Genomic DNA, 13,345 nt, shown 5'->3' on the forward strand with positions numbered 1-13,345 from the left:
TCCGTCGTAGTCCTCGAAACGGGCCGGGCAGGCGCCGACGTGGGCGAAGCGCACCGATCCGCGGGGCGGGAGCGGGCCGCTCCAGGCCGGCCATCAGGCGCTGCGGGAGCCGCTCAGGAGCGGAAGCACCGGTCCCGCGGCCACCCCGAGGCCCACCGAGACGGTGGCGGCGGGATGGGCGACGCCCCGTGCCGGGAGGCCCCCGGCCGCGAGCGTGCTCGGCCCGGGGCGGCTCGCTCCGGCGACGGGCGGAACGACCGGCACGAGGGGGTCGGCCAGGAGGCGGGACGCGGCCGCACCGGAATGCCGGTGCGGCCGCGTCCCGTCCTCGCGTCGCTCCTCATCGACCTCCGGTGATCCTCGACCGGACCTTGTCGCGGGCATCGGCGGCGTCATCGGCGAACAGGGCCAGCTCGGCGAGTTCGCGGCACTCCGCGAGGGTGTGCGCGGCCAGTGCCGCCCGCACCTCGGGGAGCGAGGCGGGCGCGGCCGACAGGCTGGTGATCCCGAGGCCGACAAGCACCAGGGCGAGTGCGGGGTCGGCGGCCGCCTCCCCGCACACGCCGATCGGACGGCCGTGCTCGGCCGCGGACCGGGCGGCGGCGGCGACCAGCGCCAGCAGGGCCGGCTGCCACGGGTCGAGGAGCTCGGCGAGGGAGCCGAGCGTGCGGTCGGCCGCGAAGGTGTACTGGGCCAGGTCGTTGGTGCCGATGCTGAAGAAGTCGCAGACCTCCGCCAGCCGGTCGGTCCGCAGGGCGGCCGCCGGGACCTCGATCATCGCGCCGGCCAGCGGCAGACCGTGCGCGCGCACCAGGGCGGCGAACTCGGCGGCCTCGCGCGGGACCGACACCATCGGGGCCATCACCCAGACCTGGGCGGTCGCGGCCTCGGCGGCTTCGGCGATCGCGGCGAGCTGGGTCGCCAGCAGCCCGGGGTCGCGGGCGGCGGTTCGCAGACCGCGGACGCCCAGGGCCGGGTTCTCCTCGTCGGCGGCCGTGACGAAGGGCAGCGGTTTGTCCGCGCCCGCGTCGAGCGTGCGGACGACCACCCGGCGGCCGGCGAAGGCCGTGAAGACCTGCCGGTAGGCGGCGGCCTGTTCGGCGAGGTCGGGAGCCTCGGCACGGTCCAGGAAGAGGAACTCGGTGCGGAACAGGCCCACGCCCTCCGCGTCGGCCGCGGCCGCGCCGGCCAGCTCGTGCGGCGCACCGAGGTTGACGAGGAGCGCGACCGGATGGCCGTCCGCCGTCCGGCCCGGCCCCCGGACGCCGGCCGACAGCTCGCGGCGGCGGAGCTCCCGCTCGGCGGCCCGCGCGAGCGTCTCCGGGCTCGGGTCAGGCTCGACCACGCCGTCGGCGCCGTGCACCAGGACCTGTCGGCCGTCCTCGAGCTCCATGGCGCCGGCGCAGCCGACCACGGCGGGCACGCCGAGCGCCTTGGCGAGGATGGCCGTGTGGCTGGTCGGCCCGCCGCGGACGGTGACCACGGCCAGCACCCGGGCGGGGTCGAGCAGGGCCGTGTCGGCGGGCGCCAGGTCCTCGGCGACGAGGACGTACGGGTGTCCCGGGTCGGGCAGGCCGGGCACGGGCAGGCCGAGCAGGTGCGCCACCGCGCGGTCGCGCAGGTCGTCCAGGTCGGCGGCGCGTTCCGCGAAATGACCGCCGGCGGCGACCAGCGCGGTGCGGAATCCGTCGAAGGCGGCGGCGAGCGCGTGGGCGCCATCGGTCCCCCGCTCGGCCAGGGCGGCCGCCTCGTCGGCGAGGACCGGGTCGGCGGCCATCATGGCCTGCGCGGCGAGCACCTCGGAGCCCGGGCCGCTCACGCGGGCGGCGCGCTCCTCCAGGTCGGCGACGACCGCGCCGAGGGCGGCGTGGACCGCCGCCGCCTCCGCCGCCGGGTCGGCGACGGGCCTCGGGGCGGGCAGCGCGGGTACGGGCGCCATCCGCGCGACCGGGCCTGCCGCGCTGCCGGTACCGACGCCGATCCCGCGGACCGGACCGCTCATGCCGCTGCGTCGAGGTCGGAGGCGAGCAGGTCGGCGAGCGCCTTCAGCGAGTCCTGGGCCTGGTCGCCGGTCGCGGTGAGCTCCAGGGCCTCGCCGCAGCCGGCGGCGAGGGCGAGGACGGAGAGCAGGCTGCGGGCGTCGACCGGGGCCTGGCCCGGGCGGCCGACGGTGACCTTGACCGGCTGGCGGGCGGCGGCCTGGACGAACAGCGAGGCCGGGCGGGCGTGCAAGCCGCTCCGGGAGCCGACGGTGACCTGGATCGAGTGCATGGAAGGTCCTTGGAGGAGAGCGGAGGAGACGAGCGCCGACCCGGGTGGGATCCGGGTCGGCGGGAGTGGACCACTGTGATCGGAACCCGGTCTCCGCAGTACGGGGGCGGTGGCGGAAGACCGGGCAGACCGTGGTTTCACGCCCGTTAGCGCGTTGTTTCGATTGGTTCTACGTCCGATTGGCGAGCGCTGTCAACACATTCGGGCAAACCCAAAGAGGGGCTCCATGCCCCTGCGGCCTCTTGCTTTTTCGGCTGGAGGGCGTATGGTCGGCCTGAATCAAGCGTGAACAGACATGAAACGGACCCAATCCCACATGTACGCACCCGAGCGGCAGCAAGAGATCCTCCGCCTCGCCCAGGAGCAGGGCAGGGTGGACGTGCCGACACTGGCCGAGGACTTCGGCGTCACGCAGGAGACCATCCGGCGTGACCTGAGCGCCCTCGACCGGGCAGGTCTGCTGCACCGGGTGCACGGCGGCGCGCTGCCCGCCGGCGCGCTGCACCTGGAGCCCGGTCTGGCCGAACGGGACTCCACGGCCGCGGCCGAGAAGGAACGCATCGCCAAGGCGGCCCTCGACCTGCTGCCCACGGAGGGCAGCGTGATCCTCGACGCCGGGACGACCGTCTCCCGACTGGCCGGGCTGCTGCCCGCCGACTGCACGCTCACCGTCGTCACCAACGCGCTCCCGGTCGCCGCCCGGCTGGCCGACCGCCCCGGGCTCACCCTCCACCTCGTGGGCGGCCGGCTGCGCCACCGCACCCAGGCCGCCGTCGACGCGTGGGCACTGCGTGACCTGGCGGACGTCCACGCGGACGTCGCGGTGGTCGCCACCAACGGCTTCTCCCCGGAGGGCGGCCTCTCGACGCCGGACCTCGCCGAGGCAGCCGTCAAACGGGCCATGCTCACCGGCGCCCGGCGGGTCGTCCTGGTGGCCGACTCCTCCAAGTACGGCGCCCGCCACTTCGCCCGCTTCGGCTCGCTGGACCAGGTGGACGTGCTGATCACGGACACCGGGCTGACGGACGAGCAGGCCGCCGAGATCGAGAACCACGGACCGGAAGTCATCCGCGCATGATCGTCACCATCACCCCGAACCCCAGCCTCGACCGCACCTACGAACTGGGAAGCCTCGTCCCGGGCGAGGTCAACCGGGCCTCGCACGACCGGCTCGATCCGGGCGGCAAGGGCGTCAACGTCTCCCGCGCCCTCACGGCCGCGGGCCACCGCACCAGCGCGGTCCTTCCGCTGGGCGGCCTCTCCGGGCAACTGCTCGCCGACCTGCTGCGCCGCCAGGGCATCGACGTCGCGGCGGTCACGATCTCGGGCGACACCCGGATCAACGTCTCGATCGCCGAGGACGGCGGCAGCCTCACGAAGATCAACGCCATGGGCCCCGAGCTCAGCGCCGCCGAGTCGGCCGCACTGCTCGCGCTCGTCCGCGACGCCCAGAAGACCGGACGGGGCACCGGGAGCGACGTGGCCTGGCTGGCCTGCTGCGGCAGCCTGCCGCGCGGCCTCGCACCCGAGTGGTACGCGGAGGTGGTCGCCCAGGTGCACTCGGGAGGCGCCCGGATCGCCCTCGACACCTCCGGTCCCGCGCTGCTCGCCGCGCTCTCGGCCCGCCCCGACGTGGTCAAGCCCAACCGGGAGGAACTCGCGGAGGCCGTGGGCCGCCCGGTCCACACCGTCGGCGACGCCGTCCACGCGGCCGGGGAGCTGCGCGAGCGCGGCGCCCAGCAGGTCCTCGCCAGCCTCGGTGCGGACGGGATGCTGCTCGTCGCCGAGGAGGGAAGCTGGTACGGCAGCGCACCGGTCGCCGCCGTCCGCAGCGACGTGGGGGCGGGTGACGCCTCGCTCGCGGGCTTCCTCGGCGCCGGCGGCACCGGCCCCGAGGCCCTCGTGGCGGCCCTGGCGCACGGCGCCGCCGCCGTACAACTGCCGGGGAGCGTCATGCCGACCCCGGCCGATCTGGACCCGGCCGCGGTGGTCGTGACGGCGGACCTCCCGCTCGACCGACCGCTCCGCGGTTGAGAACGGCCTCCTGAAGGCGGCGTCGTCCGCCGGAGGCAGCACGCCCGACCGTGTGGGACGGAAGGGCACCGATTCCCGGGGGCAAGGGACACTGTCAGGAACCAGTCGAAGGATCGACACGATGAGCGACACGATGAGCGAGACCGGCGGGCTGATCACACCCGCACTCGTCGATCTCTACCTCGCCCCCGAGGACAAGAACGAAGCCCTCCGCGTCCTCGCCCAGCGGCTGGTCGCCGAGGGCCGGGTCACCGACCTCGACGGCTTCCTCGCCGACGTCGCCGCCCGCGAGGCCCAGGCCCCGACCGGGATGGGCGACGGGATCGGCATCCCGCACTGCCGATCACCCCACGTCACGCGGCCGAGCCTCGCCTTCGGCCGCAGCGCCAGGGGCGTGGACTTCGACGCCCCGGACGGACGGCCCGCCGACCTGATCTTCATGATCGCGGCACCGGCCGGTGCGGACGACACCCATCTGCAGATCCTCGCCGCGCTGGCCCGCCGCCTCATGGACCCCGCTTTCACCGGCGCCCTGCGCGACGCCGAGAGCCCGAGCGCGGTCGCGGCGCGGATCAACGGCGAGGAGGCGCCGACCGCGGCTCCCGAGACGACCGCCACTACGGAGACGGCCGCCGCTACGGAGACGGCCGAGGCTCCCGAGACGGACACCGCTCTCGAGACGGACGCCGTCGACGGCGGCCTTCGGTTCGTCGCGGTGACCTCCTGCCCGACCGGCATCGCCCACACCTACATGGCCGCCAAGGCCCTGGAACTGGCCGCCGCCCGGGCGGGCGCGCGGATCCAGGTCGAGACCCAGGGCTCGGCCGGGACGACGCCGCTCGACCCCGAGGCGATCGCGGCGGCCGACGCGGTGATCTTCGCCCATGACGTGGAGGTCCGGGACCGGGCCCGCTTCGCCGGCAAGCCGACCGTGGACGTGGGCGTCAAGGCCGGGGTCAACCGCGCCGACGACCTGATCGCGCAGGCCGCCGCGCTGGTCGCCGACGCCGATGGCGGCGCACGTCCCGCCACCGCCCACCCCCCGGTCGCCGCGCCGAGCGCACCTGCGGGCGAGCACTGGGCGCAGCGGCTGCGCACGTACCTGATGACGGGCGTCAGCTACATGATCCCGTTCGTCGCGGCCGGGGGTCTGCTGATCGCGCTCGCCTTCGCGATAGGCGGCTACCAGATCGCCTCCGCGCCGTCCGTGCTCGGCCACTTCGACTGGACCTCCTCGCACAGCTGGGCGGCGATGCTGTTCCAGACCGGCAAGACCTCCTTCGGCTTCCTGGTCCCGGTCCTCTCCGGGTACGTCGCCTGGGCGATCGCGGACCGGGCGGCACTGGCCGCCGGCATCGCCGGCGGTGCCGTCTCGGTGGCGGTCGGCGCGGGCTTCCTCGGTGGCATCGTGTCGGGCCTGGCCGCGGGCTTCCTGGTGCTGTGGATGATCCGCTGGAACGTGCCCCGGGCGATCAGGGGCATCATGCCGGTCGTGGTGATCCCGCTGCTGTCGGTGGCCGCGGTCGGCTTCCTCATGTTCGTGGTGGTCGGCTCGCCGATCGCCTCGGCGATGAACGGCCTGACCGACTGGCTGAACGGCCTCTCCGGCTCCAACGCGATCCTGCTCGGCGTGCTGCTCGGCGCGATGATGGCCTTCGACATGGGCGGTCCGCTCAACAAGGTCGCCTACACCTTCGCGGCCGGTGTGCTCACCACCGCGGGTGCCGCCCCGGACGCCGGCAGCCTCAAGGTGATGGCTGCCGTGATGGCCGCCGGCATGACTCCGCCGCTGGGCCTGGCCCTGGCGACCGTCGTCCGGCGCAGGCTGTTCACTCCCGAGGAGCGGGAGAACGGGAAGGCCGCCTGGGTGCTCGGCGCCTCGTTCATCACCGAAGGCGCGATCCCGTTCGCGGCGGCCGACCCGCTGCGGGTCATCCCGGCGAGCATCGCCGGCAGCATGACCGCCGGTGGCCTGGTGATGGCCTTCGGCTCCACCCTGCGTGCCCCGCACGGCGGCATCTGGGTGCTCCCGCTGATCGGCAGCCCGTTCCTGTACCTGGTCGCGGTCGCGGCGGGCACGGTGGTCACCGCGGCGTTGGTGGTGCTGCTCAAGGGGATGCGGAAGTCCGCCGCCCCGGCGGCCTCCGCCTCCTCCATCGCCGGGAAGCAGCCGGCCGCCGTCTGACCCGGCGGCTCACGGGGGCGTCCCGCACGTCCCCCCGGCCGGCATCCGCGAGGCGGACCTGCCCTTCCCGGTCTGAACGGGCCCCGACACGAGGCCCCGCGCGCCACCGCATGGGCGCGCGGGGCCTCGCCCCTTTTCTCACCGCCGTGGGACGAGGCGGGCGATCTCCGGTCAGCGGGCGCCGAGGAGGTGTTCGAGGGCCAGCTGGTCCAGCTGCTCGAAGGCCATGCCGCGCCCGGCGGCGGCCTCGACGTCGAACTCCTCGAAGGCGGAGCTGTCCGCGAGGAGCCCGGTCAGGCCGTCCTCCGCGGTGGGGAGGGCGAGCTCGGGAAGCCGGGAGGCGGCGAGCGCGGCCTGCACCTCCGGGTCGGACCGGAAGGCACGGGAGCGCTCGGCCAGCAGCAGGTAGTTGCGCATGCAGCCGGCCGCCGAGGCCCAGACGCCGTCGAAGTCCTCGGTGCGCGGCGGCTTGAAGTCGAAGTGGCGCGGGCCGTCGTAGCCGGCCGACTCGAGGAGGTCGACCAGCCAGAAGGCCTGCCGGAGGTCTCCCGCGCCGAAGCGCAGGTCCTGGTCGTACTTGATGCCGGACTGGCCGTTGAGGTCGATGTGGAACAGCTTGTCGTGCCACAGGGCCTGGGCGATGCCGTGCGGGAAGTTGAGCCCGGCCATCTGCTCGTGGCCCACCTCCGGGTTGACACCGACCCGCTCGGGGCGCTCCAGCTCGTTGATGAACGCCAGGGCGTGGCCGACCGTGGGCAGCAGGATGTCGCCGCGCGGCTCGTTGGGCTTGGGCTCGATCGCGAACCGCAGGTCGTAGCCCTGCTCCTCGACGTACTCGCCCAGCAGGTCGAAGGCCTCCTTCAGCCGGTCGAGCGCGGTGCGCACGTCCTTGGCCGCGCCGGACTCCGCGCCCTCGCGACCGCCCCAGGCGACGTAGACCGAGGCGCCGAGCTCCACGGCCAGGTCGATGTTGCGGATCGTCTTGCGCAGCGCGTAGCGCCGTACGTCGCGGTCGTTGGCGGTGAAGGCGCCGTCCTTGAAGACGGGGTGGGTGAACAGGTTGGTGGTCGCCATCGGGACCTTGAGACCGGCGCCGTCCAGCGCGGCGCGGAAGCGCTTGACGGTCTCCTCGCGCGTGGCGTCGCCCGCGCCGAAGGGGATCAGGTCGTCGTCGTGGAAGGTGACGCCGTAGGCGCCGAGTTCGGCCAGTCGCTGCACGGTCTCGACCGGGTCGAGGGCGGGGCGCGTCGCGTCGCCGAAGGGGTCGCGCCCCTGCCAGCCGACGGTCCACAGGCCGAAGGTGAACTTGTGCGCGGGGGTGGGGACGAGCGGGGCGCTGGACATGGAGCGGCTCCGGATCCGTGTCGAGGGGGTGTTTGTCATGGCACTTAACAAATTAGTATGCGGGGACGTCAGAAGGAACCCCCAGGGGAGGAACGCATGACCGAGCAGCGTGTCGTGATCGGCGTCGACAGCTCGACCCAGTCCACCAAGGCCCTCGCCGTCGACATCGACACGGGCGCGGTCCTGGGCGAGGGACGCGCCCCGCACACCGTCAGCACGGGAGCCGGCCGCGAGAGCGATCCCGAGCAGTGGTGGCGGGCGTTCGAGGAGGCCGCCGTGCGGACGGGCTGGGCCGAGCGCGCGGCCGCCGTCTCGATCGCCGGCCAGCAGCACGGCCTCGTCACCCTCGACGCGGCCGGAGCGCCGGTCCGCCCCGCGCTGCTGTGGAACGACGTCCGGTCCGCCCCCCAGGCCGCCGAGCTGAGGGCCGCACTCGGCCCGGCGGAGCTCGTCCACCGCACCGGCAGCCTCCCGACCGCCGCCTTCACCGCCCCCAAATGGGCCTGGCTGCGCGCCAACGAGCCCGCCGCGGCCGACCGCGTCGCCGCCGTCCGCCTCCCGCACGACTTCCTGACCGAGCGGCTGACCGGGGAGGCGGTGACCGATCGCGGAGACGCGTCGGGCACCGGCTGGTGGGGCCCGGACGGCTACGACAAGGACGTCCTCGACCGCATCGGCCTCGACCCGGCCCTGCTGCCGCAGGTCCTCGCGCCGGGCGCGCCGGCCGGCGCGGTCCGCCCGGGGACGGCGCTGCGCGAGGGGACACCGGTGGCCGCCGGAACCGGCGACAACATGGCCGCCGCCCTCGGTCTCGGCCTGCGGCCCGGGCAGCCGGTGCTCAGCCTCGGCACCTCCGGGACGGTCTACGCCGTCGGCAGGACCCGGCCGGTGGACCCGAGCGGGACGGTCGCGGGCTTCGCCGACGCCCTCGGCGGCTGGCTGCCGCTCGCCTGCACGCTGAACTGCACCCTCGCCGTCGACCGCTTCGCCGCCCTCCTCGGACGCGGGCGCGAGGAGGTCGAGGACGGTGGTTCCGCGGTGGTGCTGCCCTACCTGGACGGTGAGCGCACACCGGATCTCCCGGCCGCCTCCGGACTGGTCCACGGACTGCGCCACGACACCACACCGGGGCAGCTGCTCCAAGCCGCCTACGACGGCGCCGCCCACGCCCTGCTCACCGCCCTGGACGACGTCCTGCGCGCGGGCGGCGAGGACCCGGCGGGTGACGAGCCGCTGCTGCTGATCGGCGGCGGCGCCCGCGGCCGCGCCTGGCAGCGGACCGTCCTGCGGCTCTCGGGCCGGGCCGTCCGGGTGCCCGACGCGCAGGAACTGGTCGCGCTCGGCGCGGCCGCCCAGGCCGCCGCACTGCTCACCGGCGAGCCCGCCGACGCGGTGGCACGCCGGTGGCGCACCGCCGAGGGCCCGGTCCTCGAGCCCGTGCCACGGGACACGGACGCACTCGAACGGATCGGCGATACCCTGCGTCGGGCCGGGGCCTTGCAGGGAGCCCCGGCCGAGGACCGGTAAGAGGACCGGACTTTAAGAGGGGCGTACGCGTGGCAGTGGTCGGCAGAGCGGGGAACGGCCGGGGGAGCGGGCCCGCATCGCAACAGGACATGCGGCGGCGGAACCTCTCGGTGGTCCTCGGCGCGGTCGCCGCGCACGGCCCGCTCACCCGCCCGCTGTCCCGCGCGGACGTCGCCGCACGCGTCGGCCTGACCAGGGCGGCCGTCTCCTCGCTGGTCGACGAACTGATCGGGCGGGGTGCGCTGACCGAGGCGGAGACCGCGCCCGACGGACGGGTCGGCCGCCCCGGACGCGCGCTGTCGGTGAGTGACCGGGGCCCCGCGGGCCTCGGTCTGGAGATCGGGGTCACGCACCTCGGCGCGTGCGTCGTGGACCTGCGCGGAGAACCCCGGGTGTGGCGCCGTGCGGAACGGGCGAACGCCGGGCGTCCGGCAGGGCAGGTGCTGGCGGAGATCGCCGCGCTGGCCGCCGAGGCGGAGGCCGAGGCCCGCGACCTCGGGCTGCGCGTCGAGGGCCGGGTCCTGGCCGTGCCCGGGGTGGTGCCGAACGAAGCGGTCGGACGGATCGAGCGCGCACCCAACCTCGACTGGCGCTCCGTCGGCGTCGCCGACCACTGGCCCGACCAGGACACCGTGCCCGAGCCGGAGAACGAGGCCAACCTCGGGGCCCTGGCCGAGTACTGGAACGCCGAGCAGGCCGAGGAGACCTTCGTGCACGTCTCCGCGGAGGCCGGGATCGGTGCCGCCCTGGTCATCGACGGGCAGTTGTTCCGGGGCGTCCGAGGCTTCGCCGGCGAACTCGGCCACATCCCCGTCTACCCCGACGGAGTCCGGTGCGCCTGCGGCGCGCGCGGTTGCCTGGAGCAGTACGCGGGCCAGGCGGCCGTGCTGCGCGAGGCCGGCCTGGAGCAGCACGGCCGGCAGGGCGACCCGGTCGCCCTGCTGGCCGAACGGGCGGGTGCCGGGCACGCCCCGACCCTGGCGGCGCTCGACCGCGCGGGCCGCGCCCTGGGCCTCGCCCTCGCGTCCGCCGTCGACCTCATCGACCCGGACGGACTCGTCCTCGGCGGCATCTACGCCGAACTGGCCGAGTGGCTGCTGCCGTCCGTCCGTGCCGAACTGGCCGACCGGGTCAGGGTCCGGCCCTGGGCCCCGGAGGCGCTGCGCCCGTCCGCCCTGGGGCGGCGCGGACCCGTGCTCGGTGCCGCGCAGACCACGATCCGCCGGATCATGGCGGACCCCACCCTGCTCCCGGCGGGGTGACCCGCGGCCCGAGCGCGAAGGCCCGCCCGTCCTGACCGACCACGAGGGCCGGTCGCGGCCCTCGGAGTCCCCGGCGATGCGCGGTGCTTACGGGTCCGCCTGTCGGCAGGCGGCCGGTACCGGCTCTCCGGCCCGGACCCGGACACCGGGCACTGCTGAACGGGCGCGCCGCTACGGCCGGTCGGGCGGGGGAGGGATCGTGGCCGTGTCCGGTGCCGGTTCCGGCCAGACGAGCAGTACGGGACACGGCGCGTGGTCGACGACGAAACGGGTCGCGGGGCCGAGGCTGTGCGGTCCGAGGCGGGTGCGGTCGCCGTCGCGCGCGAGGACGAGCAGCTCGGCGCCCTCGGCCGCTGCGACGACCTCGCGCTCGACGCGTCCGGTGCGCTCCACGTGGGCGCAGGGCCGGCCGAGACGGTCGGCCGCGGCGTCCAGGAGGTGCTGGGCGGAGGCCGCCGCCAGGGTCTCCACCCGGGTGCCGGGGTCCCTCTCGGGATGGCCGCGGCCGAGCAGCCCGGCGAACGCGCCGTGCGCGACGCCCGGCACCTCCTCGCCGCTGACGTGCAGCAGGACGATCTCCGCGCCCTGCGGCGCGTGCGCGCGGGCGGCGTCGACACAGGCGGGCCAGGTGCCTTCGGTGATCCAGACGACGACGGTCACGGGCTCGTCCTCCTCCTCGAGGTCGGCGTGCTCCTCATGTTCCGATGAGCTGCAGCGAACCCCACAGTGCCACCACGGCCAGTGTCAGGGCGGCGGGCACGACGAGCAGACCGAGCCGGGTGAACTCGCCCAGGCCGATGTCGGTGTCGTGCTCGCGGACGATGCGCCGCCACAACAGGGTGGCCAGGGACCCGGCGTAGGTGAGGTTGGGGCCGATGTTCACGCCGAGCAGCACCGCCAGGACCGCCCCGGGGCCGGACGGGACGGCCAGCGGCAGCAGCACGAGCGTGGCGGGCAGATTGTTGATGACGTTCGCCAGCACCGCGGCCAGCGCCGCCGTGCCGAGCAGCGCGGGCAGGGAGCTGCCGTCGGGGACGAGGTGTCCGAGCGCGGAGGCCAGTCCGTTGTCGACGACGGCACGGACCACGATGCCGAGCGCCAGCACGAAGGCCAGGAACGGCACGGAGGCCGAGCGGACGATCGCGACCGGGGTGGTGCTGCGCCGGACCAGGGCCCGGACGGCGAGCACGAGCGCGCCGGCCAGGGCGGCCCAGGCCGGATCGACACCGACGACCGAGGTCAGGATGAATCCGGCGAGCGTGCAGGCGACGGTGACGAGGGCGAACAGCGGCATCTCCGGTGCCGTCACCTCGGCCGCGGGCGGCGCACCCGCGTCCAGGTCGGAGGCGAAGAACCGGCGCAGCACCACGTACTCGACGGCGATGGCCGCCAGCCACGGGAGCGTCATCAGCGCGGCGAACCGGGTGAAGCTCAGCCCACTGGCGGCGAAGGCCAGCAGATTGGTGAGGTTGGAGACCGGCAGCAGCAGCGAGGCGGTGTTCGAGAGGTGGGTGCAGGCGTAGACATGCGGCTTGGGCCGGGCGCCGAGCCGGGCCGCGGTGACGAACACCACCGGGGTGAGCAGCACCACGGTGGCGTCCAGGCTGAGCACCGCCGTGATCACGGAGGCGACCACGAACACCTGCACAAGCAGCCGCCGCGGACTCCCGGCGGACGTCCGGGCCATCCACGCCCCGCAGGCGCGGAACAGGCCTTCGTCGTCGCACAGCTGGGCCAGCACCAGGACAGCGGCGAGGAACCCGATCACCGGTCCGAGCCGTTCCGCCTCGGCCCACGCGTCGGCCGGCGAGATCGCGCCGGTGACGACGACCAGCCCGGCCGCGGGAACCGCGACCACGGCCTCCGGCCAGCCCCACGGCCGCACCACCGCACAGACCAGCACCAGCACGAGCAGCCCGATGGACAGCGCTTCCGCGAACGACGTACTCAGGGTCCTGCTCCTTGCGGGCGATAGTGACAGCAGACGCAATCGCACCGGAAACGCCAGGTCACGGCGGGTCGGTGCGGGCCAACGGTACGCGGTGCCGATCCGGTGGACGCAAGGCGCTCCGAAGAGGAGGCCGACCGGGCCACGCCGCGGCGTCTCGAACAAGGCTCCGACTGCGACAAGGAGCCCCCGTCCGGGCGCAGGGCTCGAACGGGGGCCGAGGTGTCGCCCGGGCGGGGGGTGTGGCGTCAGGCGCGCTGTGCCGGTGCGTCGACGGCCTCGACCGCCGCGACCAGTGAGGCCAGCTCGGGGTTCCCGGCGGCCTCGTCCAGCGCCTGGCGGAGGGCGGCGTCATTGGTCGGCCTGGCCTCGTCGAGGAGCTTCAGGCCGGCCGGGGTGACATCGGTGTAGATGCCGCGCCGGTCGGTCGGGCACAGGTACCGGGACAGCAGTCCGCGATCTTCCAGACGGGTGACCAGGCGCGTCGTGGCGCTCTGGCTGAGGACGACCGCGTCGGCGACCTGCTTCATCTGGAGGTGGCCGCCGGGGCCGCTGTGCTGGCGGCTGAGGACGTCGAGCAGCGAGTACTCCCGCACGCTCAGACCGTGCCCGGACTGCAGGGCGCGCTCGATGTGCGACTCGATCCGGTCGTGCAGCAGGGAGAGCGCGCCCCAGCCGCTGGCGAGTGCGGTGAGTGCGGGGTCCGTGGCGGTCATGGGGTTCCGGTCTCCTTCCGGTGGTGCGTGAACCCAGGATACGCCGCTGGAGCAAAAA

General features: G+C 74.9%; 11 protein-coding genes. 5 read left to right on the forward strand and 6 right to left on the reverse strand.

The window, feature by feature from the left end; genetic code table 11:
• Positions 1-340 precede the first annotated feature (340 nt).
• Both ptsP and SVTN_RS36200 read right to left on the reverse strand, forming a co-directional pair.
• The gene (gene ptsP / locus SVTN_RS36195) at positions 341-2,002 is read right to left on the reverse strand and encodes a phosphoenolpyruvate--protein phosphotransferase (RefSeq protein ID WP_041132874.1); all 1,662 of its coding nucleotides are present in this window, start codon (positions 2,000-2,002) and stop codon (positions 341-343) included.
• Entirely contained in the window at positions 1,999-2,271 is a 273-nt protein-coding gene (locus tag SVTN_RS36200; protein WP_041132875.1) for an HPr family phosphocarrier protein, read from the reverse strand. The genes ptsP and SVTN_RS36200 overlap by 4 nt, the downstream gene beginning before the upstream one ends.
• A 316-nt stretch (positions 2,272-2,587) precedes the next feature.
• Here SVTN_RS36200 and SVTN_RS36205 point away from each other — a divergent pair, with 316 nt between their 5' ends.
• The 3 genes from SVTN_RS36205 to SVTN_RS36215 all read left to right on the forward strand — a co-directional run bounded on the left by SVTN_RS36205 (position 2,588) and on the right by SVTN_RS36215 (position 6,490).
• Positions 2,588-3,349, forward strand: a complete 762-nt coding sequence (locus SVTN_RS36205; RefSeq protein ID WP_041132876.1) for a DeoR/GlpR family DNA-binding transcription regulator — start codon at positions 2,588-2,590, stop codon at positions 3,347-3,349.
• Positions 3,346-4,305: a 1-phosphofructokinase gene (gene pfkB / locus SVTN_RS36210; protein ID WP_041132877.1), complete on the forward strand. Its 960-nt coding sequence runs from the start codon at positions 3,346-3,348 to the stop codon at positions 4,303-4,305. The genes SVTN_RS36205 and pfkB overlap by 4 nt, the downstream gene beginning before the upstream one ends.
• A gap of 133 nt (positions 4,306-4,438) precedes the next feature.
• The gene (locus tag SVTN_RS36215) at positions 4,439-6,490 is read left to right on the forward strand and encodes a PTS fructose transporter subunit IIABC (protein WP_041134618.1); all 2,052 of its coding nucleotides are present in this window, start codon (positions 4,439-4,441) and stop codon (positions 6,488-6,490) included.
• A 171-nt stretch (positions 6,491-6,661) separates the two neighbouring features.
• Here SVTN_RS36215 and xylA read toward each other — a convergent pair whose 3' ends face one another.
• Positions 6,662-7,834: a xylose isomerase gene (gene xylA / locus SVTN_RS36220; RefSeq protein WP_041132878.1), complete on the reverse strand. Its 1,173-nt coding sequence runs from the start codon at positions 7,832-7,834 to the stop codon at positions 6,662-6,664.
• A 96-nt stretch (positions 7,835-7,930) separates the two neighbouring features.
• Between xylA and xylB the strand changes: the two genes are divergently transcribed.
• Both xylB and SVTN_RS36230 read left to right on the forward strand, forming a co-directional pair.
• The gene (gene xylB, locus SVTN_RS36225; protein ID WP_041132879.1) at positions 7,931-9,361 is read left to right on the forward strand and encodes a xylulokinase; all 1,431 of its coding nucleotides are present in this window, start codon (positions 7,931-7,933) and stop codon (positions 9,359-9,361) included.
• Positions 9,362-9,450: 89 nt separating this feature from the next.
• Positions 9,451-10,623: an ROK family transcriptional regulator gene (locus SVTN_RS36230; RefSeq protein ID WP_041132880.1), complete on the forward strand. Its 1,173-nt coding sequence runs from the start codon at positions 9,451-9,453 to the stop codon at positions 10,621-10,623.
• A gap of 171 nt (positions 10,624-10,794) precedes the next feature.
• On the opposite strand, the gene SVTN_RS36235 is transcribed toward SVTN_RS36230, so the two are convergent.
• From SVTN_RS36235 to SVTN_RS36245, 3 genes are all read right to left on the reverse strand, one after another.
• On the reverse strand, positions 10,795-11,283 hold the full coding sequence (locus SVTN_RS36235; protein WP_041132881.1) for a universal stress protein: 489 nt from the start codon (positions 11,281-11,283) through the stop codon (positions 10,795-10,797).
• A 34-nt stretch (positions 11,284-11,317) separates the two neighbouring features.
• Positions 11,318-12,574, reverse strand: a complete 1,257-nt coding sequence (locus tag SVTN_RS36240) for an arsenic transporter (protein ID WP_041134619.1) — start codon at positions 12,572-12,574, stop codon at positions 11,318-11,320.
• A gap of 245 nt (positions 12,575-12,819) precedes the next feature.
• The gene (locus SVTN_RS36245) at positions 12,820-13,287 is read right to left on the reverse strand and encodes a MarR family winged helix-turn-helix transcriptional regulator (RefSeq protein WP_041132882.1); all 468 of its coding nucleotides are present in this window, start codon (positions 13,285-13,287) and stop codon (positions 12,820-12,822) included.
• Positions 13,288-13,345: the final 58 nt, after the last annotated feature.

The organism is Streptomyces vietnamensis, assembly GCF_000830005.1.
Taxonomy (GTDB): domain Bacteria; phylum Actinomycetota; class Actinomycetes; order Streptomycetales; family Streptomycetaceae; genus Streptomyces; species Streptomyces vietnamensis.

What these genes read in the sequence shown, in the direction of transcription:
- ptsP (WP_041132874.1), bottom strand. Translation starts at nt 2,002, where the DNA reads ATGAGCGGTCCGGTCCGCGGGATCGGCGTCGGTACCGGCAGCGCGGCA.
- SVTN_RS36200 (WP_041132875.1), bottom strand. Translation starts at nt 2,271, where the DNA reads ATGCACTCGATCCAGGTCACCGTCGGCTCCCGGAGCGGCTTGCACGCC.
- SVTN_RS36205 (WP_041132876.1), top strand. Translation starts at nt 2,588, where the DNA reads ATGTACGCACCCGAGCGGCAGCAAGAGATCCTCCGCCTCGCCCAGGAG.
- pfkB (WP_041132877.1), top strand. Translation starts at nt 3,346, where the DNA reads ATGATCGTCACCATCACCCCGAACCCCAGCCTCGACCGCACCTACGAA.
- SVTN_RS36215 (WP_041134618.1), top strand. Translation starts at nt 4,439, where the DNA reads ATGAGCGAGACCGGCGGGCTGATCACACCCGCACTCGTCGATCTCTAC.
- xylA (WP_041132878.1), bottom strand. Translation starts at nt 7,834, where the DNA reads ATGTCCAGCGCCCCGCTCGTCCCCACCCCCGCGCACAAGTTCACCTTC.
- xylB (WP_041132879.1), top strand. Translation starts at nt 7,931, where the DNA reads ATGACCGAGCAGCGTGTCGTGATCGGCGTCGACAGCTCGACCCAGTCC.
- SVTN_RS36230 (WP_041132880.1), top strand. Translation starts at nt 9,451, where the DNA reads ATGCGGCGGCGGAACCTCTCGGTGGTCCTCGGCGCGGTCGCCGCGCAC.
- SVTN_RS36245 (WP_041132882.1), bottom strand. Translation starts at nt 13,287, where the DNA reads ATGACCGCCACGGACCCCGCACTCACCGCACTCGCCAGCGGCTGGGGC.